Annotated in this window: 19 protein-coding genes; 8 read left to right on the forward strand and 11 right to left on the reverse strand. The window is 70.9% G+C overall.

The features are described from left to right. Nucleotides 1-2: 2 nt before the first annotated feature. The 4 genes from CJZ98_RS07655 to CJZ98_RS07670 are packed head-to-tail and all read right to left on the reverse strand — an operon-like array spanning nucleotide 3 to nucleotide 9,693. The gene (locus tag CJZ98_RS07655; RefSeq protein WP_261348105.1) at nucleotides 3-1,862 is read right to left on the reverse strand and encodes an AAA family ATPase; all 1,860 of its coding nucleotides are present in this window, start codon (nucleotides 1,860-1,862) and stop codon (nucleotides 3-5) included. Then, nucleotides 1,859-5,641: a UvrD-helicase domain-containing protein gene (locus CJZ98_RS07660; protein WP_232756312.1), complete on the reverse strand. Its 3,783-nt coding sequence runs from the start codon at nucleotides 5,639-5,641 to the stop codon at nucleotides 1,859-1,861. Before CJZ98_RS07660 ends, CJZ98_RS07655 begins: the two co-directional genes overlap by 4 nt. Continuing rightward, on the reverse strand, nucleotides 5,638-8,997 hold the full coding sequence (locus CJZ98_RS07665; RefSeq protein ID WP_094590022.1) for an exodeoxyribonuclease V subunit gamma: 3,360 nt from the start codon (nucleotides 8,995-8,997) through the stop codon (nucleotides 5,638-5,640). Before CJZ98_RS07665 ends, CJZ98_RS07660 begins: the two co-directional genes overlap by 4 nt. A gap of 3 nt (nucleotides 8,998-9,000) precedes the next feature. After that, complete coding sequence (locus CJZ98_RS07670) at nucleotides 9,001-9,693, reverse strand: metallophosphoesterase (RefSeq protein WP_094590024.1); 693 nt, start codon at nucleotides 9,691-9,693, stop codon at nucleotides 9,001-9,003. A 141-nt stretch (nucleotides 9,694-9,834) separates the two neighbouring features. Between CJZ98_RS07670 and CJZ98_RS07675 the strand changes: the two genes are divergently transcribed. After that, complete coding sequence (locus CJZ98_RS07675) at nucleotides 9,835-10,275, forward strand: hypothetical protein (RefSeq protein WP_315855790.1); 441 nt, start codon at nucleotides 9,835-9,837, stop codon at nucleotides 10,273-10,275. 35 nt (nucleotides 10,276-10,310) lie between these two features. On the opposite strand, the gene CJZ98_RS07680 is transcribed toward CJZ98_RS07675, so the two are convergent. After that, nucleotides 10,311-10,631 carry an MgPME-cyclase complex family protein gene (locus tag CJZ98_RS07680; protein WP_094590028.1) on the reverse strand — a complete coding sequence of 107 codons (321 nt, stop codon included), beginning with the start codon at nucleotides 10,629-10,631 and terminating at the stop codon, nucleotides 10,311-10,313. Then, nucleotides 10,628-11,377, reverse strand: a complete 750-nt coding sequence (locus CJZ98_RS07685; RefSeq protein WP_094590030.1) for a pyridoxine 5'-phosphate synthase — start codon at nucleotides 11,375-11,377, stop codon at nucleotides 10,628-10,630. Before CJZ98_RS07685 ends, CJZ98_RS07680 begins: the two co-directional genes overlap by 4 nt. A gap of 284 nt (nucleotides 11,378-11,661) precedes the next feature. Here CJZ98_RS07685 and CJZ98_RS07690 point away from each other — a divergent pair, with 284 nt between their 5' ends. The 4 genes from CJZ98_RS07690 to grxD all read left to right on the forward strand — a co-directional run bounded on the left by CJZ98_RS07690 (nucleotide 11,662) and on the right by grxD (nucleotide 13,733). After that, a complete protein-coding gene (locus CJZ98_RS07690) occupies nucleotides 11,662-12,450 on the forward strand; it encodes a lysophospholipid acyltransferase family protein (RefSeq protein ID WP_232756313.1) in 789 nt (262 codons plus the stop codon). A 26-nt stretch (nucleotides 12,451-12,476) separates the two neighbouring features. Further along, nucleotides 12,477-13,037 (forward strand): hypothetical protein, encoded by a 561-nt coding sequence (locus CJZ98_RS07695; protein WP_198537566.1) that lies wholly within the window; start codon nucleotides 12,477-12,479, stop codon nucleotides 13,035-13,037. A gap of 100 nt (nucleotides 13,038-13,137) precedes the next feature. Continuing rightward, nucleotides 13,138-13,371, forward strand: a complete 234-nt coding sequence (locus CJZ98_RS07700; RefSeq protein ID WP_094590034.1) for a BolA family protein — start codon at nucleotides 13,138-13,140, stop codon at nucleotides 13,369-13,371. A 41-nt stretch (nucleotides 13,372-13,412) separates the two neighbouring features. After that, nucleotides 13,413-13,733, forward strand: a complete 321-nt coding sequence (gene grxD / locus CJZ98_RS07705) for a Grx4 family monothiol glutaredoxin (protein ID WP_094590037.1) — start codon at nucleotides 13,413-13,415, stop codon at nucleotides 13,731-13,733. Nucleotides 13,734-13,783: 50 nt separating this feature from the next. On the opposite strand, the gene CJZ98_RS07710 is transcribed toward grxD, so the two are convergent. Further along, a complete protein-coding gene (locus CJZ98_RS07710) occupies nucleotides 13,784-14,050 on the reverse strand; it encodes a DUF6761 family protein (protein ID WP_094590039.1) in 267 nt (88 codons plus the stop codon). A gap of 212 nt (nucleotides 14,051-14,262) precedes the next feature. On the opposite strand from CJZ98_RS07710, the gene CJZ98_RS07715 reads away from it, so the two are divergent. Further along, complete coding sequence (locus CJZ98_RS07715) at nucleotides 14,263-14,988, forward strand: response regulator transcription factor (RefSeq protein WP_232756314.1); 726 nt, start codon at nucleotides 14,263-14,265, stop codon at nucleotides 14,986-14,988. On the opposite strand, the gene CJZ98_RS07720 is transcribed toward CJZ98_RS07715, so the two are convergent. Beyond that, on the reverse strand, nucleotides 14,985-15,596 hold the full coding sequence (locus CJZ98_RS07720; RefSeq protein ID WP_232756315.1) for a hypothetical protein: 612 nt from the start codon (nucleotides 15,594-15,596) through the stop codon (nucleotides 14,985-14,987). The genes CJZ98_RS07715 and CJZ98_RS07720 overlap by 4 nt on opposite strands. Beyond that, complete coding sequence (locus tag CJZ98_RS07725; RefSeq protein WP_094590093.1) at nucleotides 15,593-15,889, reverse strand: hypothetical protein; 297 nt, start codon at nucleotides 15,887-15,889, stop codon at nucleotides 15,593-15,595. Before CJZ98_RS07725 ends, CJZ98_RS07720 begins: the two co-directional genes overlap by 4 nt. Before the next feature lie 106 nt (nucleotides 15,890-15,995). Here CJZ98_RS07725 and CJZ98_RS07730 point away from each other — a divergent pair, with 106 nt between their 5' ends. Then, the gene (locus CJZ98_RS07730; RefSeq protein WP_232756316.1) at nucleotides 15,996-17,396 is read left to right on the forward strand and encodes a glutamate decarboxylase; all 1,401 of its coding nucleotides are present in this window, start codon (nucleotides 15,996-15,998) and stop codon (nucleotides 17,394-17,396) included. Then, the gene (locus CJZ98_RS07735) at nucleotides 17,396-18,055 is read left to right on the forward strand and encodes a MarC family protein (protein ID WP_094590041.1); all 660 of its coding nucleotides are present in this window, start codon (nucleotides 17,396-17,398) and stop codon (nucleotides 18,053-18,055) included. The genes CJZ98_RS07730 and CJZ98_RS07735 overlap by 1 nt, the downstream gene beginning before the upstream one ends. Before the next feature lie 28 nt (nucleotides 18,056-18,083). On the opposite strand, the gene crtH is transcribed toward CJZ98_RS07735, so the two are convergent. Then, nucleotides 18,084-19,679 carry a carotenoid isomerase gene (crtH, locus tag CJZ98_RS07740; protein ID WP_094590043.1) on the reverse strand — a complete coding sequence of 532 codons (1,596 nt, stop codon included), beginning with the start codon at nucleotides 19,677-19,679 and terminating at the stop codon, nucleotides 18,084-18,086. 32 nt (nucleotides 19,680-19,711) lie between these two features. Beyond that, complete coding sequence (gene trmFO / locus CJZ98_RS07745) at nucleotides 19,712-21,124, reverse strand: FADH(2)-oxidizing methylenetetrahydrofolate--tRNA-(uracil(54)-C(5))-methyltransferase TrmFO (protein WP_232756317.1); 1,413 nt, start codon at nucleotides 21,122-21,124, stop codon at nucleotides 19,712-19,714. Nucleotides 21,125-21,144 lie beyond the last annotated feature (20 nt).

Raw genomic sequence — 21,144 nt, forward strand, 5'->3', positions numbered from 1 at the left:
GCTCAGGGCAGCAGCCACTCCGGATCCGGCGGTGTGAAAAGGCTGGCCTGCAGGCGGGCGCGGGTGAGTCCGGTGTAGAGCAGCCGCGGATCCCAGTGGCGACTGGGGGGCAGCAACAGCAGCACCTCGCCGTACTGGCTGCCCTGGGACTTGTGGACTGTCAGGGCCAGGGCCGGTTCCGCGCCGACCAGCCGGGCTGGGTGCAGCAGCCTCGGGCCCGGAAACAGCACGAGCCGCTCGCCCCGGCGCTCCACCAGCACGCCGATGTCGCCGTTGGCCAGGCCCTGCTCCGGCAGGTTGCGCTGGTTCAGCACCGGCGTGGCCAGGGGCCAGTGCTGCAGCGGGCGGCTCAAGCTATCCCCCAGCAGCTGGCGGTGGATCTCCTCCACCCCCCAGCGCCCCTGGCGGACGGGGCTGAGCAGGATGCAGGCCTCCAGCTCCGCCAACAGCGCTTCCACTCCACCGGCAAGCGGCGGTTGGGTGGGCGCCCCCGTGGCGGGGGAATCCGGGCTGAGATCGGCGTTGGCTTCGGCGGAGGCTTCGGGCCAGGTCAGCGCCAGCGCCAGGGCCCGCAGCCGCTGCTGGTGGGCGCGCAATCGCTCAAGGGCCGGCTGGGGCGCACGGTTCAGCGGCAGCCGGTGCCAGCGCAGGTTGTCCGCGGGGGAGAGATCCTGCAGCTGCACGAGCAGTGGCGGCGCCTCGCCCGGTGGCAATCCAGGCCGCAGGCTCTGCGCCACCCGTGCCAGGGCGCCGTTGTTGCGGTAGGTCGTTGTCAGTTCCAGCATCGTCTCCCCCAGGGCGACCTGGCGGGCGGGCCGGTGCAGCTCCAGCAGTACGGCCCCGGGGCCCACTGGCGCCAGCTGGGCCGGATCCCCCACCAGCACCAGCTGGCAGCGGGCCGGCAGGGCATCCAGCAGGGCCTGCATCAGGGGCAGATCCACCATCGACACCTCATCCACCACGAGCAGATCGAGACCCAGAGGATTGCGGCGGTGACGGCCAAAGCGCTCGCCGTTGCTCTCCAGCAGTCGGTGCAGGGTGGTGCATGGGGCGCGCTCCAGCCGGGCCGCGATGGCGGGATCGAGCCGGCCGGAGCCCGCCGCCAGGGCCTGCTGCAGGCGGGTGGCGGCCTTGCCGGTGGGGGCCGCCAGGTGCAGCCGCAGCATCGGATCGACGGCCAGGGCGGCCCCCAGCATCTGCACGACGGTGCTGGTTTTGCCGGTGCCGGGGCCGCCGCCGAGCAGCACGAGGCGATGGCGCAGCAGAGCCGCCACGGCCCGCTGCTGCTGGCGGTCGAGGCCATGGCCGGCGGCTGTGGCCATGGCGCGCTCGATGGTCTCGGGCGGCAGCGGCGGCTCCAGCGGCGCGGCGGCGCGCTCGGCCAGGGTCGCCAGCACCGCCTCGAGCTGGCTGTGCCAGCGGCGCCAGCGCAGCCGGTCCCCATCCAGCACCAGCGGTGCCTCGATCGGGGTCGTTGGGTCTGCGGGGTGCCCGTTGAGGGCCTCGCCGGGTTGGGCCAGGGCCTCCGCGCGCACCACCAGCGGCGAATCCTCCAGGGTCCGGCGGTGGCCCTCCGGCCAGTGCGGGGCCGCCACCTCCGCGGGCGCCGGCCCCGCCAGCGCCAGCTCCAGCTCGCCCCGCTCCAGGGCTGCCGCCAGGGCGGCGATCAGCTCCAGCAGCAGGGGATCACCGGCTCCTCCATAGAGCCGCGGCAGGGTTTCGAGCAGGGCAGCGGCCAGAGGCCCCAGGGCCTGGGCCTCAGCCCGGGCCGGCTGGGCGGCCGGCGGTTGGAACCCTGGAGGGTCTGCTTGTGGATCCGGTGCTGCCGGCAGGTCCGGCGCTGTCTGTGGTTTCCGCGTCATCGGGCGCCCTCCTGCAGGAGCTGGTCGAGGGCCAGCAGGCGCTGCAGCGGCGGCTGCTCCACCAGCATCCCCGGCACGGGGTCCGCCGTGGTGGGGCCGGGCGCGCCGCGCAGAAACACGTAGGCATAGCCGCCCAGGTGACGCTCCGGCGCGTAGCCGGGCATGCGCCAGCGCAGGTAGCGGTGCAGGGCCACCAGATAGAGGTGGGCCTGAAGCGGGTAGTGGTTGGCGGCCATCAGTTCGGCCATCGCCAGCTGGTCGTAGTGGGCCGGGCCGCAAGCCAGGGGCTGGCCGCTGGCGTCGCGCTCCCCCAGCCAGTTGCTCTTCCAGTCGGCCACCCACCAGCGCTCGCCGCAGCGGAACACCAGGTCGATCGAGCCGGTGAGGAAGCCGCGGCTGGCCACCTCCAGCCGGGAGAGGGCTCTGGCATAGCCGGTGCCGAACAGGCCGCTGGGATGGGCGGCGAACACCTCCGCCAGGGCCCGGGCCGTGACGCACTGGCGCAGGGCGGACTCCCCGCTGGCCGCACCCATCCCCGCGCCCGCGGGCACCGCCAGGGGCAGATCGAAGTTCATCTCGTTGAGCCGCTGCCGCTGCTCCAGATCCGCCAGGCGGAATTGGCCGAGGGGGCCGCCGAGGGGCGTGAGTCGCAGTCGCTCGAGGCCCTCCAGCAGGGGACCAGCAAGGGCCAGGTCCAGGCCGGCCCGCCCCAGCTCCCGGTTCACCACGGCCACCGTGCCCGGGTGGCCGGACTCCTGGCGGTAATCGATCTGCTCGAGGATGGCGTGCAGGGCCTCGCCGGGGCCTGCACCGCGGGGAAAGTCCGCCAGGGGACCCCGGCGCTCCAGGGATGCATCCGGGGCGGGGGGGATCGGCGCCTGGTCGCTCGCCAGGGCGAGGACCTCGCTGTCGCGGCTGAGGGCATCGGTGTCGCGCCCCTCCTCGGCGGCCTGGGGCGGCAAGGGGCTGGCGCTGTGGGCCCAGCTGGAATAGCTGGCCCGGCCCCAACTGGTGTCGAGCCGGTGCTGGGGGATGGGCCCGCAGCTGAGGGCGCCCTCGGGAGCCTGCGGGCTCCAGTGCCGCTCAGGGGCGGGGAGTGGGGTGGGATCGAGGCGATGCAGCGGCAGGTCCGTCCGCAGGACGCCGGCGGTGTCGAGCAGCCAGGGGGCCAGGGGATTGGCAGCGTGCTTCTTCTCCTGCCGCCAGCCGAGCACCAGCAGGTGCTGGGCCCGGGTGGCGGCCACGTAGGCCAGGCGCTCGCTCTCCTGCTCCTGGGCGAGCTGGTGCTCCAGGGCCGCCTGGCGGCCCACCCCCCAATGGGGACTGAGGTGCAGATCCAGGCGCGCCGCCCGGCTATCCCGCGGCCGCCAGCGGCGCCCGAGCTCGCGGCTGGCGCTGGTGGGGGGCTGGGGCGCCATCCACAGATAGGGGCAGATCACCACCGGGTACTCCAGACCCTTGCTGCGGTGCACGGTCACCACCGCGATCGAGGAATCGGCGGCGGCGCTGTGCAGCTGGTGGGCTTCAGGCACCTCCCGGTCGGGATCGAGCCGAAGGCGCCGCAGCCAGTCGGCCGCGGCGGCAGCCGTGAGGCCGTGGCGGTGCATGTGCTCCTGGGCCAGCTCCGCCGCCTGTTGCAGGTCGGCCAGGGCCCGCCCCCCCAGCGACAGCCGGGCCAGGCCCTCGGTGCGCAGCAGCTGGCCAAGGGCCGCCATCAGCCCCTGGCGCGGCAGGGCGACGGCCAGGCGGCTGAGGGCATCGGCCAGCGCATCCCAGGCCTCCGGTGGTGCCGTGGCGATCCGCTCGGCCGACCAGCCCAGCAGCGCTGAGGCCGCCAGCAGCCGCAGCCGGCCGGCGTGGCCTGGATCCGCCAGGGCATCGAGCAGCCGCTGCAGGCCCGTGGCCCCCTCGCTGGCGAACACATCACCGCGGCTCACCAGCCGGCTGGGCAGGTGGCGGCGCTCCAGGGCCCGCCGCAGCTCCTCCGCCTGGCTGTGGCGGGCCACCAGCAGGCAGAGATCGCCAGGCTCCAGTGGCCGTTCGCGGCCCGCCGTGCCCTCCGGGCCGGGCTGCCGCAGCAGCAGGCGGCGCTGCAGCAGATCCAGGCAGAGGCCTGCCACCTGTTCCGGCAGGGTCTCGCTGTCCAGCTCCAGCAGCTGCAGCGGCGCTTCGCCCGCCGGCAGCAGCAGCTCCCCCTTGCGGGCGCAGGCCTCCACCGCCGGCACAGCCAGTTCGGAGCGCCGCAGGCCAGCGGGCACCATCAAGGCGTTGAACCCCGCCACCAGCCCCTGGGAGGAGCGGCGGTTCTGGGTGAGGCCGTAGCAGGCGTCGGCCCGCTCGCGGGCCTGGCGGTAGGTGGCCAGCTCGCCGCCGCGGAAGCGGTAGATGGCCTGCTTCGGGTCACCCACCATCACCAGCAGGTGGCGCGCCGGTTCACCGGCCGCGGCGGTGAAGGCCCGCTCGAGGATGCGCCACTGGATCGGATCGGTGTCCTGGAACTCGTCGATCAGGGCCACGCGGTAGCGCTCAGCCACCGCCGCGATCAGGGTGCCCTGGCCGCCGTCCGCCCCGGGATCCAGGCCCTCGAGCAGCTGGCCGAATCCCATACGGCCGCTGCGGCCGCGGCGCCGGGCCAGCTCGCGGCGGCCCCAGTGGCCGAAGTGCAGCAGCAGCCGCTCGGCGGGCCCATCCACCAGCTCGGCGACCGCCCGCAGCAGCGGCGCCTGCGGCAGGGGCCTGCCCTCCCCTTCGATCGGCGCCGTGGCCTTGACGTAGGGACCGGGGTGGAACACGTCGAGCAGCAGGCTTTCGCGGCTCTTCTTGGCGCTGTTGCTGAAGTCCAGCACCTCCGCGTAGCCCGGCACCGTCCCGTTCTGGGCCGCGATCCAGGTGCTCACCTGCGCGTCCCGCCCGCTGGGCTTGAGCACGTAGGGGTCGTATTTGGCCCCGGCTTGCTTCAGGTCGGCGGCGGCGGCGCAGAGGGCCTGCTCCAGGGCCGCCCCCCGCTGCTGCCACTCGGCCTGGAACCGCTCCCAGAGCCCGGGCCAGAGCCCGTCGAGCTGGGGGGCCAGGGGCTGCTCCAGATCCAGCTCCGCCGGCAGGGGATCCAGCTCCAGGGCGGGATCGCCGTCGAGCCGCTGCAGCAGCTTCTCCAGCACCTGGGGGTCGAGCCCCCGCTGCCGCAGGCCCGCCAGCAGCGCCGGGGGAACGGGTAGCACCTGCTGCTGCCAGTAGTCGTGGCAGACCTGGGCCCGCCGCTCCCCGTCGTCGCTCTCCAGCTCCACGGCCGGCCCCAGGCCCGCTTCGAGGGAGCGGCGCTGCAGGGTGCGGCGGCAGAAGCCGTGGATCGTGGTGATATCGGCCCGATCGAGCTGCTCGAGGGCCAGCAGCAGCTGGCCGCGCAGCCGCTGGCCGTCGTGCTGTTGCTCCAGCCAGGCCAGCAGCACCGGATCGGGCTGCTGGCCGCCAGGGTCAGGGACCTCCGGATCGGGGGCGCCGGATCCAGGCAGCCTGGCGCTGCCCTCCACCAGGGCCAGGGCCTGCTGCAGGCGCAGGGCGATCCGGTCCCGCAGCTCGGCGGCGGCGGCCTCGGTGAAGGTCACCACCAGCAGCTCCTGAAGGGTGAGGGGAGCCTCGGGGCGGGTCACCAGCCGCAGCACCAGGTGGGCCAGGGCAAAGGTCTTGCCGGTGCCGGCGCTGGCCTCCAGCAGCCGCACGCCCGGATCCAGCGGGAAACAGTTGGCCTCGAACGGCTGCAGGGCGGGGCTGGCGGGGCTCACGGCTTCACCTCCTCGTACAGGGCCAGCACGGGTTGCCAGAGCTCCAGGGCCCACTGCGCGAAGGCTTCCCCCAGCAGCTCCCGGGCCGGCAGCGAAGCCCCGAAGCAGAGGGCCTGGGCCTCCTGGTCGCGCTCGCCCGGCCCCTGGAAGCCCCCCTCCCAGGCCGCCGCCGCCTTGATGAAGCCCGATCCGGGCTTCCTGGCTTCGGCGGCCGCGAAGGCCCAACCCGTGTCCGGGGGCACGGGCCAGCAGCGGTGTCGGAACTGCTCCCGCCAGGCCCGCAGCCGCTCCAGCTGCTCCCGGGCCGCGGCGGCCGGTGGGGTCCCGAAGCGCCCCACCACGCGGAAGCGCGGCCCGTCGCGGCCGATCAACACAGCGCGCGCCGGCGCCTGGCCGGCGGCCGCGGCCAGCACCAGCTCCAGCCACAGCTGCAGCACCTGGCGACTGCGCACCTTGGCGGTATGGGCCAGTACTAGGGCGTCGCCACGCCAGCGCAGCTCCGCCGCCTGCTCACCATGGCGGGCGGTCTCCAGCCGCTCCTCCCCCAGCTCCGCCAGGCAGTCCCGCAGGGAGCTCCAGCGGCTGGTGAGCTGCTGGGCCTCCAGCTGGCCGGCCGCGTGGGGCGGCAACACCCCCTGCCCCCGCTGCAGCCGCACCCAGTCGGGGGCTCCTTCGCCGGGGGCGGCGCTCCGCTCGAGCTCCTGGCGCAGCAGGGCGGAGCGGCTGCGCTCCTCCAGGGCCAGGGGTTCAAGGTTCTGCACCTGCAGGCCCCATTCCTTTGGCTTCAGGCCCAGGGATGCCAGCCAGCTCTCCTGGGGGGCCAGTAGCCAGTGCTGCAGGTCGCTGAAGGCCTCGGTTTCGGGATCCGCCAGGCTGCCGGGCCCAGGGGCTGGACCGGCGGCCAGGGGCTGGGGCGGGCTGGCGCCGCGCCCATCCAGCAGCTGGCGGGCCTTCAGCAGGCGCCGGTCGCAGCTGGCGGGCGGCCAGGGTCCCTCCGCCAGGAAGTTGCGCCGCTCCAGGGGATTGGGACTGTGGTCCCGCCGCAGCCGCGCCATGGTTCCGGAACCCAGCTCCTGCTCCAGCAGCGCCAGCCATTGGCGCACGGGAGTGGAGGGCATCAGGGCCTCGCCGGTGCGCTCGTCGCGGCTGCTCCAGCTGATCAGCAGGTGGTCCCGGGCCGAGAGCAGGCTCTCCAGCAGCACGTAGCGGTCCTGGTCGCCGGGGCTGGGGTCCCCCAGCTGGCGCTGCTGTTCCATCAGGTGGAAGCCGGGGCGCTCCCGCTGGCGGGGGAAGCTGCCGGCATCCAGGCCCATCAGCACGATCACCCGGTGGGGGATGGCCCGCATCGGCTCCAGGGCGCTGATGGTGAGGGCGCCGCTGCGGTGGCCGAAGCGGCCGCTGTCGGCGCTGAGGCGCTCCCCCAGCACCTCCGCCACCACCGGCGCCTCCAGCTGCAGCGGACTGGCGGCGGCCAGCTCCACCCAGTCGGCGAGGGCCGCGTGGATCGCCTGCAGCTCCCAGGCCCGCTCGCCGCCCTGGCCGAACAGATCCGCCAGCAGCTGCCGCAGCAGCGCAGCCCAGGCCGCCGGGGTGCGGGGCCGGGCCAGCTGATCGAGGGCCCGCCTCAGGCCCTGCAGTAGGTGCAACCAGCGGCCCTGCTGCTCCAGGCTGCCGGCCATGGCCAGCGGCGCGGTCCCGGCCGGTGCCAGGCCGGGCTGCTCCGGCAGCACCAGGCCGAGCACCAGCCGGTCCAGGGCCCAGGCCAGGCTGTGGGTCGGATCGCCGCCGCGGGCGGCACCATCGAGGCCCCAGCGGAAGCCGGCGCGCTGCAGCAGCTCCGTGATCGCGCCGGCCTCACCGGGCGGCACCTGGCGGTGCTCCAGCAGGGGCCGGCAGGCCATCAACCCCTCCAAGGCCGAGGCCGTGAGCCGTTCGCCCCCCAGCTCCAGCAGGGCCAGCAGGCCGCTGCTGATGCCGGCCTCGCTCTGCTGGCTGCGGTCGGTGAGCCGCCAGGGGAGTTCCACCCCGGTGGCCTCGCCGTCGCCGAAGACGGCTCCCACCAGTGGGGCGAAGGCATCCACCTGGGGCGTCATCACCAGGATGTCGCGGGGGGCCAGGCTGGCATCGGCGGCCAGCAGCTGCAGGATGCGGTCGCGCACGATCTGCACCTGGCGCAGCCGGCCCGGGCAGGCGTGGAACTCCACGGAGGGGTCGCCCGCGGCCAGCTGCAGCGGCTCGGCCTCGTCCGGATCCACCAGCCGCTGCTGCAGCTGCTCCAGCAGGGTGGGTTCCCGATGCTGCTGCTCCCGGGCCAGGGAGGCGGCACCCAGGAACAGGTCGCGCTCCTCCCAGGCGCCGAGCTGGGTGTCGCCCGAGCCCTCCAGCAACTGCTGGAACTCGGCCCCCAGCCGCCCGAAGCGAGCCTCCAGGCCGGGGACCTGCAGCAGCCAGTCCTCCCCGAGGGGATCGAGGCCCGCTCCGCTGAGTCCGCCACCGTCCGTACCTAGCCGCTGCCAGAGCGCGCGGCAGGGGGTGAGCAGGTAGAGCTCCACCTCAAGACGACCGGAGAGGGCCTGCAGCAACTCCACCTGCACCGGCGCCATGCTGCTCAGGCCAAACAGGCGCAGGGGGCTGCCGCTCTCCAGGCCTGGGATCGGCCGCTCCCGGGGCCAGTGGCGCAGCCGCTCGATGGCGTCGGCCACCCGCAGCCCGAAAGGCGCCCGTCCCAGCCGCTCCGTCAGCCGGGTGAACAGCAGCGGCTGCCACTGCTGCAGGGCCGGCAGGGGCTGGCCGCGCCCATCCAGCCGCTGGCCGGCACTCCAGGCGGCGAGCATCGCCGGGCGGTAGAGGGTGTAGTCGTCAAAGGCATCGGCGATGGCCCGGCCCAGCTGCCATAGGGGACGGTCCAGGTGGCCCAGGGCCATGCCCCCTGAGGCGTGGCCTTCTGGTCCTTCGCCATGGCCCCGCTGCTGCAGCCACTGGCGCAGCAGCGTCGCCTCGCCCTGCTGCACCAGGTCTGGCAGCAGCTCCAGCAGCGGCCACACCAGCTGGCTGGCGCGCCAGGGATCGGCGGCAGCTGCACTTCCCCCTTCCCCGTCCTGCAGCACGGCCTCCACCAGCTGGCGCAGGTGGCTTCCGGGGAAGGGAAAGCGCAGGTTGGCGGCGATGCCGTCGGCGAAACCAGCGGCGCCGCTGCCGAGCCCGAGCGCCAGCTGTTCCCCCAGCCAGCGGCTGGTGGGCCAGGTGTTGACCACCACCTGCACCTGCTCGAAGGGCCCGGGCGGACTGATCCGTAGACGGGCTGCCAGGAGCTGGGCCAGCAGTTCAGCCCGATTGCTGCGGTAGACCGTGAGCAAGGGTCAGCCGCGGCTCAGGCTGGGGGCTTGCAGGGAGTAGCGACCCATGCCCGGCCAGGGCTCCAGACCCAGGGGCTGGTCGCCGGCCCGCAGACCTGGCACGGACACCACGTCTCCGGTTTCCGGGCAGTAGGCACTGAGGGCGCCGCCGTAGCAGGCTCCGGTGTCCACCATCACGATGTGGCGCAGATGCCGCACATGGGGCCCGGGGGTGTGGCCGATCACCACCTGGCCGAAGCGGCCGTCGTAGTGCTCCCAGAAGGCCATGCGGATCGTCAGATCCGGCTGCCAGGTGATCGGGTCGAAGCCGGCGTGGGTGGCGACCCAGCCGTCGCCCCAGTAGGCCAGGGGCAGGTGGTCGAGCCGCTCCTGCCAGGCGCGACAGAGGCGATCGCCGAGGTGGCGATAGGTGTCGCAGCCGGCCAGACCCTGCTGGGCGCGCCAGCTGCCGCGCTGCAGCGCCTGCACCAGTTCCTGTTCGTGGTTGCCCTTGAGCCACACGGCCCGGCCGCGCTGCACCAGCCCCCAGGCGCGCTCCATGGTGGCCCCGATCCCGGGGCCCCGATTGATCACATCGCCGCAGAACACCAGCCGGTCCTGGGCCGGCAGCACGTCGAGCAGCCGCTCAAGGGCGGCATCACAGCCATGGACATCGCCGATCACCCAATGGCGTGAGCTGCTGCTTGGGGACGCCATGAATCGGACGCGTTAGGACCAGTGTTGCCTCCGACACCCCCATCTGTCAGCCCCCAGCTAGGCGGATTGCCGGCTCGGCAGTGGCTCGGCATCGCTGGTAACTTGCGCCCACAGGCAGCAGCGGCCGGAGGCGCGGTAGCCATGGATCCCGAAGCCCCGCTTCCCGACGTCCAGGATCCGCAGGCCGCGGCTGCATCGGCTCCAGCCCCAACCCCTCCGGTGCAGGATCTCAAGTCCCTGCCCGTGGGCCGCCGGGTGGACGCCCTGGTGAAGGCCCTCGATGGGGCCAAGCGCACCAACGAGGCGTTGGCCCGCTGCGCCGACGGCGACGCGATGGTTGAGGTGCTGCTCGATGCCTCCCGCAAGCTGGGTCTGGGCCTCAGCCGCGGCGACCTGCTGAGCACCCCGCCGATCCGCGACTGGATCTGGTGGAAGAACAAGGAGGCGGTGTTCACCGTGGGCGACTCCAAGCCCCGCTATCAGCAGGACGGCCAGCAGGGCCGCCCCGCGCCTGGCAAGCCCGGCGAGTCCTCCGCTCCAGAGGGCGAAGCACCGCGCAAGAAGTTCCTCGGGCTGTTCTGAGCTTCGCAGCTCTGAGCTTCTCCGCCCTGAGCGGCTCAGCCGACGCTGGCCAGGGCGTCCGCGATGGCGGGGCTGGGTGCCTCGAAGCTGCCCCTGGCCACGAATTCGAGGCGCAGCTTCAGGAATTCGATGAATTTGGCATCGGTGGACACCACCGCAGCCGCCGGCCGGGGTACGCCGGCAGCTGCGCTCGCCAGTTCGGGGGCCTCGAGGAAGGCCGGGCGCTTCACCAGCCAGAAGTCGATCGCCTTGCCGGTTTCGCCGTAGTGGCGCACGCGCTCCCTGAGCACCTCATCGAGGGGCTCCTCCACAGTGAGGAAGGCCTCGCTGGCGGCCACGAAGTGGTACTGGGTCATGGGGCGGTGTTGCCGAACAGGGGGTCCCGGCGGGGATTCTGAACCAAGGCCCGCATCTCGCTCACGGCCTGCTGCAGGCCCACCGCCAGGGCCCGGGCCACGATCGTGTGGCCGATGTTCAGCTCCTCCATCCCCTCAATGGCTGCCACTGGCTCCACGTTCTGATAGGTGAGGCCGTGGCCGGCATTGACCCGCAGGCCGAGGCTGCGGGCGATGAAGCTGCCCTCGGTGAGTCGGGCCAGCTCCAGGGGCTGCCGGCTCCAGCTGGCCTCCGCGTAGGTGCCGGTGTGCAGCTCCACCCAGCGGGCGCCGGTGGCTTGGCAGGCCTCCAGCTGGCGCGCCTCGGCATCCACGAACAGGCTCACGCCGATGCCGGCGTCCTGCAGGCGGCCCACCAGAGCCTGGAGGGGCGCCTGCTGGCCTCCCACATCCAGCCCCCCCTCCGTGGTGACTTCCTCCCGTTTCTCGGGCACCAGGGTCACCATGTCGGGCCGGAGCCGCAGGGCGATGGCCTCCATCTCGGGGGTGGCGGCCATCTCCAGGTTGAGGCGGCTGCGCACCACCTGGCGCAGCAGCTCCACATCCCGGTCCTGGATGTGGCGCCGGTCTTCGCGCAGGTGCACGGTGATGCCATCGGCCCCGCCCAGTTCCGCCAACAGGGCGTAGGTCACCGGGTCTGGTTCAACGGTGCGGCGGGCCTGGCGCACGTTGGCGATGTGATCGATGTTCACGCCGAGGCTGGCCATGGCACCGGGGATGGGGCGAGTCCGGATCCTATGGATCGCCTGGTCGGAGCGCGGAGCTCGCCGTGCGGACTGTTGGCCAGGGGGGCCGCGCCGGCAACTGCCCGCACCCTCTCCCTCGGCCGCCTGGTGGCCCCTAGGTTGCGAACCACGCCGAGGGCGGCGTCCAGGCCCAGTTCTTGGCCGAGGCCCAGTTCTTGGCTGAGGCCCACAGTTCAGTTCAGGCCCACAGTTCAGTTCAGGCCCACAGTTCAGTTCAGGCGCGGATGACGGCCCACCAGGCGCAGATGACAGCCCCGACGATGGCCAACCAGACCAGGGTCGAGCCACTGCCGCCTCCCGTACCGCCAACCCCCAAGGCCGAGGCGGCCACCTCCCTGGCCCTGAGCGAGCGGGAGCGCAGCCTCTGCAACGGCATCAACCCCTGGCTGGCGCCCCTGGCGATGGTGCTCACCCAGGACGTGGCGCTGCGGGGCTTTTTTCGCGCTGGCGTGAGCGTGCAGGGGGCCGAGCACCTGCCGCGCTCCGGGCCGGTGCTGCTGGCCCCCACCCACCGCTCCCGCTGGGACGCGCTGATGCTGCCCCACGCCGCCGGCCGCCGCGTCAGCGGCCGCGATTGCCGCTTCATGGTCAGCAGCGACGAGATGGTGGGGCTGCAGGGCTGGTTCCTGCATCGGCTGGGCTGCTTCCCGGTCAACCCCCGCAAGCCCGCGGCGGCCTCGCTGCGCTTTGCGGTGGAGCTGCTTCAGGCCGGCCAGCAGCTGGTGGTGTTCCCCGAGGGCCGGATCATTCAGGACGGTGAGGGTGCCCTGCGGCTGATGCCAGGCCTGGCGCGGCTGGCGGCCCTGGCGGTGGGCCAGGGGGTGTCGGTGCCCGTGGTGCCGGTGGGCCTGGCCTACGGCCATGGCAAGCCCCGCTTCGGGGACCGCGCCGCCCTCTGCTTCGCGCCCCCGCTGACGCTGGCGGGAGTGGGCCGTCAGGCGGCGGCCGATCTGAACCGGGAGCTGGCGGCCGCAATGCGATCAGCTGAGGAAGCGGCCCGCCGGCTGGTGGGGCGTCCCCTTGAGGGCCCGTAGAGTTTTTTCACCTCATCGGAGTTGCCGTGCGCCGGCCCCTCGCAGCCCTTAGCCTTGCCGCCCTGGCCGCCGCTTCGGCTGCTGCACTGGCCCTTAGCCCCGCCCTCAGCAGTCCCGCGGCCGCCCAGGAGGAGCCCCAGAAGGTGCTGGAGTCCGGCACGACAGGCCTCAACCTGGCGGCGATCAACGCCAAGGTGGCCCAGGGCGATGCCGCCGCCGCCGCCGGCCGCCTGGCCGAGGCCCGCGCCGCCTACGACCAGGCCCGCTCCGGCTCCCAGAGCCTGACCCGCTTCTACCGCAACCTCAGCGGTGCCTTCCGCGGTCTCGATGCCCGCATTCCCCGTGAGATGGACCAGAAGGGCCGCGAAGCCCTGGAACTGCAGGCCAGCATCAACCTGCGCCTGGCCGCCCTGCTGCGCCGCCAGAACCAGCCCGAGGTGGCCGTGCCCCTGCTGGTGGAGGTGGTGCAGATCATGACCCCCGCCAGCGCCATGGGCCAGAAGGCCTACCAGAACCTGCTGGAGCTGGGCTTCGTCTCCACCCCCTACGCCGCCGCCGGCGCCCCCGCGCCGTCTCCCGGTCGCTGATCCGGTTTCGACCGTTCGCAGCACCTGCCGCACCCAGCGCCAGCCAGATCGCGAGCGCGGGTGCCTAGATTCTGCGGCCGTTGCCGCGTCCCCGGTCTGCATGGTCCATCCCGACCAGGTCCGCTCCGCCATCACCCAGGCCCTGCCCGATGCCGTCGTCGCGGTGGAGGACCTCACCGGTGGTGGCGATCACCTTTCGGTGAGCGTCGTCTCGGCGGCCTTCGCCGGTCTCAGCCGGGTGAAGCAGCACCAGCTCGTCTACGGAGCCCTGCGCAGTGAGCTGGCCAGCGAGGCCATCCACGCCCTGGCCCTCAACACCTCGATTCCGGCCTGAACCCTGTTCTTGCCTGAGTCTTTCCCGCCACTTTCTGACCCATGGATCCCAGCACCCAGCAGCGCATCGAAGCCCTGGTCTCCGCCAGCCCCGTGTTCGTGTTCATGAAGGGCAGCAAGCTGATGCCCCAGTGCGGCTTCAGCAACAACGTGGTCCAGATCCTCAACTCCCTGGCGGTGCCGTTCGAGACCTTCGACGTGCTCTCCGATCCGGAGATCCGTCAGGGCATCAAGGAGTTTTCCGACTGGCCGACGATTCCGCAGGTGTATGTGAACGGTGAGTTCATCGGTGGCTCGGACATCCTGATCGAGCTCTACAACTCCGGCGAACTGCGCGAGACCCTGGCCGTCGCCCTCGCCTGAGGGGCGGAGGCCAAGGCAGCTGCGCAGCCCGGCCAGTCGCCCTCAGCGCCTCAGTTGCGGCCCGTTTCGTAGAGGGTGCTGAGGTCGCCACCCGGGCCCACGAAGCTGGAGGGATCGAGGATCCAACGGTCCACCATCTCCTCCAGTCGGCGCTGGGCGATCGGATCGAGGATGGCGGTGCGGCGCAGGGCGTGCAGATAGCCATCGGCGTAGAGCCGCAGCTCCGAGGGCCCGTGGTAGCGGCTCGCCAGCGACTGGCAGGCGTCACAGAGCGACTGGAAGTGACGGATGGCGTCGGGGTTCTGCAGGGAGGTCATGACCGGGGTTCAGGCTGTGTGGCCTGGAACGACGACGCGGGTGGGGGTCTGGGGAGAGGGCCAGGGCTTGGGCCAGCTGGGAAGGCAGCGCCCGATACCGCTGTGCCGCTGGAATTCCCGATAGCCTAAGCAGAGACCGGGAGAGGCGGGTGGAACTCGCGCCAAAACAGATCCCAGTCGCGGCGGCTTCTGGTCCGACGCCAGGGGCCGGCTTGGGCGCCGGTGGTTCCGCCTCGGAGGTGGGCCTCAAGCGGGTGTTGGTGGTGGATCCCCATCCCACCCTGCGCACGGTGCTGGCCCAGCGTTTGCGCCAGGACGGCCACCTCTCGGCGGCCGTCGCCACGGCCGCCGAGGCCGTGCTCCTCTGCGAGGACCAGACCCCGGATCTGCTGGTGTCCGCCGAGCTGCTGGAGGAGACCAGCGCCCTGCGGCTGGCGGCCCAGCTGCGCTGCCCGGTGATGGTGCTCACGGCCCGCACGGGCGCTGAACCGGTGGTGGCCCTGCTCGATGCCGGCGCCGACGACGTGCTGCGCAAGCCCTTCGGCCTGGAGGAACTGGCGGCCCGCTGCCGCAGCCTGCTGCGCCGCAGTGGTAGTGGTCTGCAGGAGCGGGTGTGCGTGGGGCCTTTGGAGGTGCATCTTCTGTTGCGCCAGGTGACCCTGCGGGACCAGCCCGTGGAGCTCAGCCCCCGTGAATTCGCCCTGCTCTGTGCCCTTCTGATGCCTCCGGGCACCGTGCGCAGCCGGTCTGAGCTTCTGCGCATGGCCTGGCCCCCTTTCAGTGGTGGCCCCCGCTCGGTGGATACCCAGGTGCTCACCCTGCGCCGCAAGCTCGAACAGGCCGGCCTGGGCGAGGGCGGCGGCATCGAGACGGTGCGCCAGCAGGGCTATCGCTTCAGCCTCGACACCTTGCCCGAGCCGGCCAGCGTCCAGCCTTAGCCGGCGGCCATGGCCGCCGGAATGGCCCACAGGCCCCGGGCCAGGGCCGCGCCGGCCAGCAGTTCCGCCGCCAGCATCAGGGCCGTGAGCCCTGCCAGCAGCTGGTAGGTCCAGGGCGGGCTGATGCGTCCGATGGCGCTGGTGTCCAGGCCGGTGTGCATCTGGAACTGCGCCAACAGCGCCTCCAGGTGCTGTACCCGCTGCGGCAGCAGGTAGGCCTGCGCAGGGGTCGTGCCACCAGCTGCCGTGGCCCGGCGCACGTACCAGACGCGGCCCCCCTGGCTGGTGGCCACGGGAGTGAGGCCCCCGATCTCGTGCCACTCCAGCCGCCAGCCGCGCCGCAGCAGCCAGGCGCACCAGCGGGGATGCCCCACGGCCAGGGCGGTGTCGTCCACGCTCACCTGTTCGCTGGTGGCGGCCACCACCAGCAGCAATCCCAGCGGTAGGGCCAGGCCAAGGCCGGCGCGCAGCTCCGGCGGCGCCAGGGCGGGCAGGGGCAGCACCAGGGCCAGGTAGAGGCCGATCAGGGTGAAGCGGATCAGCGGCGCCATCGGGTAGCGATGAACTGCTCCCAGGCGGTCGGTGACGGCTGCCGGGGCTGAGGTCATCGGTCTTCGGGGGAGCCGGGCAGGGGTTCGATCAGGGTCGGCGGTACGTAGCGGCCGGTGAACACCTCCTGTTCGCGCCCCTTCCAGAACTCGCCCAGACGCAACAGATCGGCGGTGGCCTCCTGCAGGCTGACCACGAACTCGTCGGGGTCCATGGAGTCCTTGGCCTCCTTCAGTTTGGTGAGTCGCAGCAGGTGCAGCATCCAGGGCTTGCCCAGCTCGCCCCGCTGCTCCAGGTAGCGGGCCAGGTCCTCGGAACTGGGGGTGGGAGAACTTGGCGAGGAGAAGCTCATGGCCAGGCGCATCGGTTCTCAATCCTATGGACTCCGGCTCGGCACCGTTGTGCTGCTGCCGTGAAAACGATCTAGTTTGAGAGGGAACTTTCCAGGAATCTGATCGGTGGTGCAACGCAACCGGGCTTCATTGTTGGATCTTGAGTCTCGGCTGGGGCACCGTCTGCACCTGCGCAATCTGCCCGCCCAGATTCCACGGGATCGCCTGGGTGAGGATGGTCTTCCGGCTGATCTGGCCTACCAGTTGGTGCACGATCACCTGATGCTGGATGGGAATGCGCGCTTGAATCTTGCAACGTTTGTGGGCACCTGGATGGAGCCCGAGGCGCTACAGCTGATGCAGGAATGTGCCGAGAAGAATATGATTGATAAGGATGAATATCCGCAGACTGCCGAAATAGAGGAGCGTTGTTTGCGGATTCTCGCTGACCTCTGGCATGCGGATGCTGCCGATGATCCCATTGGTACGTCCACCACCGGCTCCAGTGAGGGCTGCATGCTCGGTGGGATGGTACTGAAGTGGCATTGGCGCCAGCGCCGTCAGGCGGCGGGGCTGGATGATCGCCGCCCAAATTTAGTGATGGGAGCCAATACCCAGATCTGCTGGGACAAGTTCTGTGCCTACTTCGATGTGGAGCCAAGACTGGTGCCGATCACGCCGGAGCGGTTGCATCTCACCGGAGAGGAGGCTGTGGCCCGTTGCGACGAGAACACCATCGGTGTGGTTGGCATCCTTGGCAGCACCTTTGATGGCAGCTATGAACCCATCGCCGCGATGCAGCGCTGTCTTGACGACTTGGAACAGCGTACGGGGCTCGATATCCCGATCCATGTGGATGCGGCTTCGGGTGGCTTCGTCGCCCCGTTCAACTCCCCTGACCTGGCTTGGGATTTCCGTTTGCCTCGGGTGAAGTCGATTAACGCCAGCGGCCACAAGTATGGAGGTGTTCTGCCTGGGGTTGGCTGGGTGCTCTGGCGTTCCCAGGATGCCTTGCCAGATGCATTGCGGTTCAACGTTAATTATCTTGGTGGCCAGATGCCAACCATTGGCATGAACTTCTCCAGGCCAGGAGCCCAGGTGGTGGCTCAATATTTTAACTTCCTGCATCTTGGGCGCTCCGGTTATGCCCAGCGCATGGCGATGCTTGAGGCGATTGCCTGCTACCTGGCGGATGGCATGGCTGGGCTGGCCTGCTTCCGTTTGGTGAGCCATCCGCGGGGACAGTTGCCGGTATTTGCTGTGCAGTTGGATCCTGCTGTCCGCAATTGGACGGTGTTTCAACTCTCCGACAGGCTGCGGGTCCGAGGCTGGTTGATCCCCGCCTACACCATGCCTGGCGATTGTGAGTCGATGGCGGTTCTTCGTTTTGTGGTGCGGGCTGGCTTCAGTCGGGACATGGCCGATCAGTTGCTGGAGGACATCCAGCGGGCTGTTGATTGGTTTGAGCGCCTTCCTGGCCCCATGCCTGAGCCTGGTGTTGTTGCCGATCAGGCCTTTCACCATTGATGGATCACACCTCGTTCCAGCACTATTTGTTCGGCCTGCTGGCAATCGGGAACAATGTTTCGGCCCTGGGTGTTTTCCTGTCGCACACCAAAGGCTTACCGCAAGCGAAGGTGCGGCGCATCATTCTGATCACCAGTGGCGCCTGCCTCGGGATGTTGTTGATGTTCATGCTCGTTGGCCCGGCGATTCTTGATTTCTTCGGGATTTCGATCAGCTCCTTCCAGATCGCTGGCGGTCTGTTGCTGGGTGGCGTTGGCCTCGACATGATGAACACCAGGCAGACCGATGATGTCGATCTAAAGGCTGTGGACCCCAGCCGCGCGCTGCAGCGCTCTGGAGATGATGCCCATCTCTATGCTTCCGCCGTGGTGCCGATCGCGATTCCGCTCACGGTGGGGGCTGGCACGTTTTCAGCTGTGATCCTGTTTGCCGATCTGGCTGAGCGCTCTGGTGCATCCATCAATCTGTTTGCGGCGATTGTGGCCCTGGTGCTGGTTAATCATCTGGTGTTCAACTTCAGTGTCCGCATCGTTCGCTATGCCGGAGAGGTGGGGCTCAGCGTGTTCACCAAGATCATGGGACTGTTCACCCTGGCGATCGGCGTTGAATTCATCGTGCGCGGCCTGAGCACGATCTATCGCCAGCTCCATTCCGGCTGAACCCTGCAGGCCGGCAACCTCGGCCGGCTCAGTCCGGCAACGACCAGGGGTTGAGGCCCAGGTCGGCGCCGATGCGGTGGGCGCAGGCGAAGCCGCTGAAGGCCACGGCGTTGAGGCCCTGGCCGGGGAAGCAGGAATCGCCCACGCAGTAGAGCCCGCCCAGGCCGGTGCGGTTGAAGGGCATCGGCAGCAGGCCGGGCAGGCGCAGGGCTGGGATCGGGCCGTAGCTGCCCCCCATGCGGCCCAGGAAACGGCGATGGCTGCGGGGGGTGCCCACCTCCCGGTGGCGGATGGCCCCGGCCAGGCCCGGCAGGATCGCCTCCAGGCGTTGGATGAGCCGGTCGGCGTCGGCCTGTTTCTTGGCGGCGTAGGCACTGGGGCCGAGTCCCTGCCAGTGCTCCATGGAGCTGGGGGTGAAGCTGTGCACGATGTGGCGGCCGGGCGGGGCCAGGGCGGGATCCAGCAGGGTCGGGATCGACACGAAGATCACCCCCTGTTCGTCCTCCATGGCGCTCCACTCCTCGAGGATCAGGTGGTGGCAGTGGAAGCCCTCCGGGATCAGTGAGGCCTCCACCCCCAGGTGCAGGGAGAGGAAGGAGGGCGAGGGCCGGTAGCGGCGACGCCAGCGGCTTTCGGCGGCTGGGGTGTGCGCGGCATCCACCAGGGCCGAGGCTGCCGGACGGTGGATGGCGTCGTCCTCCGGCTCCGTGGCGAAGGTGTCCCAGCGGGTGGCGTTGCTCACCACACGACGGGCCTGGATCTGCTCGCCACTGGCCAGCTGCACCCCCACGGCCCGGGCGGTGGCGCCCTCTCCGTCGAAGAGCACCCGGGTGACGCGTGCCTTGTAGCGGATCTGGCCGCCATGGCTCTCGAGCCCCGCCACCAGTTTCTCGGCGATCACGCCGACTCCCCCCCTGGGGTAGTTGATGCCGCCGGCATGGCGATCAGAGAACACCATCCCCGCGTTGATCATCGGCGTGAGGTCCGCTGGCATCACGCTCCAGCAGAAGCACTCCATGTCGATGAACTTGAGCAGGGCTTGATCACTGATGTGTTTGCGGGCCACATCGCCCACGTTCACCGGTAGCCAGCGGGCCAGGCCAAGGCAGGCCAGTGGTGCCCTGAAGAACACCTTGGCCAGGTAGGCCGGATCCTCCAGCGACAGCAGCGGCATCGCATCGAGGCAGCGGAACACCTGCCAGCAGGTGTCATAGAAGGCGCGGATGCCCTTGGCCTCGTGGGGGAACAGGGCCGTGAGCCGGGCGACGAAGCTGTTGTAGTCGCGGTCAACGGCCACGTTGAGGCCGCCGGGCAGGTGGTACTCGAGCTGGGCCGGATCGGGAACGGTGTCGCAGTGCTGGCCCACATCCGCGAGGGCCCGGGTGAGCAGGTTGGTGTGCCCGTTGTCTCCGAAGCCGAAGATCATCGAGGCGCCCACATCAAAGGTGTAGCCGTCTCGCTGGAAGCTGCCGCCCGAGCCGCCCGGGATCAGGTAGCGCTCGAGCACCAGCACCTTGGCGCCCTTGGCGGCCAGTTGGCTGGCGGTCACGAGGCCGCCGATGCCGGCGCCGATCACCACGACATCCCAGGTGGAGGCGGGGCTGCTGGCGGGCACGGGGAGCATGGCTTAGAAGGCTCCGACCCTAGGTGCCGGCCTCAGGCGCAGACGAGCGGGGGCTCCGCGGCCTGGGCCATGAAGGGAGCCAGATCCGCCAGGGCCCGGTCGCGGTAGGCGCCGTAGCGCTCGCGCTTGCCCTGGATGCGGCTGGGAAGTTCCGGCAGGAGGCCGAAGTTGGGCGGCATCGGCTGGAAGCCACCCCGTTTGCCCTTGCCGCCGCAGGGGGCCTCGGCGACGAAGTGGGTCAGGGCGCCGATCATGGTGGTGGGGGGCAGGGCGATGGGCTCCAGGCCCCGGGCCAGGCGGGCGGCGTTGGTGCCCGCCAGCCAGCCACCGGCCACTGCCGCCGCGTAGCCCTCGGTGCCGGTGATCTGCCCCGCCGCCAGCAGGCTGGGCCGGCTGCGGAACTGCAGGGTGGGATCGAGCAGCTGGGGCGATTCCAGGAAGGTGTTGCGGTGCATCACCCCGAAGCGCACGAACTCGGCGTTTTCCAGCCCCGGGATCAGCCGCAGCACCCGCTTCTGCTCGCCCCACTTGAGATTGGTCTGGAAGCCCACCAGGTTCCAGAGGCGGCCGTCCCGGTCTTCCTGGCGCAGCTGCACCACCGCATAGGCGCGCCTGGCGCGGCGCACCTCCCGGTCATTCACGTCGCCCCAGCGGGGATCCCAGAGGCCGATCGGCTTGAGCGGTCCGTAGCGCATCGTGTCCTCGCCGCGGCGGGCAAGCTCCTCGATCGGCAGACAGCCCTCGAAGAACGTGGCGCTCTCCTGTTCGAAGTCCTTGAGGTCGGCCTGTTCGGCGCTCAGCAGCGCCTCGCGGAAGGCGAGGTACTGCTCCTTGGTCATCGGGCAATTGATGTAGTCGGCGTCGCCCTTGTCGTAGCGGGAGGCGCGGAAGGCCACCGAGAGGTCGATGCTCTCCCCCTCCACGATCGGGCTGGCGGCATCGAAGAAGTGGCAGTCGTCGCGGCCGGTGAAGGCCCGCAGCTGCTCCGCCAGGACTTCGCTGGTGAGCGGGCCGGTGGCCAGCACGGCGATCTCGCCGGGCTCGGGCAGGGTGGTGTGCTCGCGGCGCTCGACCGTCACCAGGGGGTGCTGCTCCAGGGCAGCGGTGAGGGCAGCGCTGTAGCGGCCCCGATCGACCGCAAGGGCGCCGCCGGCGGGCACGGCATGGGCATCGGCGGTGCCGATCACCAGGGATCCCAGGCGCCGCAGCTCCTCCTGGAGCAGCCCGGCGGCCCGATCACTGCTGAGGGCTCCGAAGCTGTTGCTGCAGACCAGTTCAGCGAACTCGGCGCTGTGGTGGGCCGGAGAGCGGATCACCGGCCGCATCTCCACCAGCCGCACCGGCATCCCGGCCTGGGCGATCTGCCAGGCAGCTTCAGTACCAGCCAGGCCAGCCCCGATCACCAGCAGGGGGTCTGGGCTGGTGATGCTGCTGGCGCTGGGCAAGGACACGCGAAAACCGGCTC

Source organism: Vulcanococcus limneticus LL, from assembly GCF_002252705.1.
Taxonomy (GTDB): domain Bacteria; phylum Cyanobacteriota; class Cyanobacteriia; order PCC-6307; family Cyanobiaceae; genus Vulcanococcus; species Vulcanococcus limneticus.

Excerpts from the sequence above, each read along its gene's own strand:
- CJZ98_RS07700 (WP_094590034.1), top strand. The coding sequence starts at position 13,138 with ATGGTCCATCCCGACCAGGTCCGCTCCGCCATCACCCAGGCCCTGCCC.
- CJZ98_RS07685 (WP_094590030.1), bottom strand. The coding sequence starts at position 11,377 with ATGGCCAGCCTCGGCGTGAACATCGATCACATCGCCAACGTGCGCCAG.
- grxD (WP_094590037.1), top strand. The coding sequence starts at position 13,413 with ATGGATCCCAGCACCCAGCAGCGCATCGAAGCCCTGGTCTCCGCCAGC.
- crtH (WP_094590043.1), bottom strand. The coding sequence starts at position 19,679 with ATGCTCCCCGTGCCCGCCAGCAGCCCCGCCTCCACCTGGGATGTCGTG.
- CJZ98_RS07725 (WP_094590093.1), bottom strand. The coding sequence starts at position 15,889 with ATGAGCTTCTCCTCGCCAAGTTCTCCCACCCCCAGTTCCGAGGACCTG.
- CJZ98_RS07655 (WP_261348105.1), bottom strand. The coding sequence starts at position 1,862 with ATGACGCGGAAACCACAGACAGCGCCGGACCTGCCGGCAGCACCGGAT.
- CJZ98_RS07675 (WP_315855790.1), top strand. The coding sequence starts at position 9,835 with ATGGATCCCGAAGCCCCGCTTCCCGACGTCCAGGATCCGCAGGCCGCG.
- CJZ98_RS07680 (WP_094590028.1), bottom strand. The coding sequence starts at position 10,631 with ATGACCCAGTACCACTTCGTGGCCGCCAGCGAGGCCTTCCTCACTGTG.
- CJZ98_RS07710 (WP_094590039.1), bottom strand. The coding sequence starts at position 14,050 with ATGACCTCCCTGCAGAACCCCGACGCCATCCGTCACTTCCAGTCGCTC.
- CJZ98_RS07670 (WP_094590024.1), bottom strand. The coding sequence starts at position 9,693 with ATGGCGTCCCCAAGCAGCAGCTCACGCCATTGGGTGATCGGCGATGTC.
- CJZ98_RS07690 (WP_232756313.1), top strand. The coding sequence starts at position 11,662 with ATGACAGCCCCGACGATGGCCAACCAGACCAGGGTCGAGCCACTGCCG.
- CJZ98_RS07735 (WP_094590041.1), top strand. The coding sequence starts at position 17,396 with ATGGATCACACCTCGTTCCAGCACTATTTGTTCGGCCTGCTGGCAATC.
- CJZ98_RS07720 (WP_232756315.1), bottom strand. The coding sequence starts at position 15,596 with ATGACCTCAGCCCCGGCAGCCGTCACCGACCGCCTGGGAGCAGTTCAT.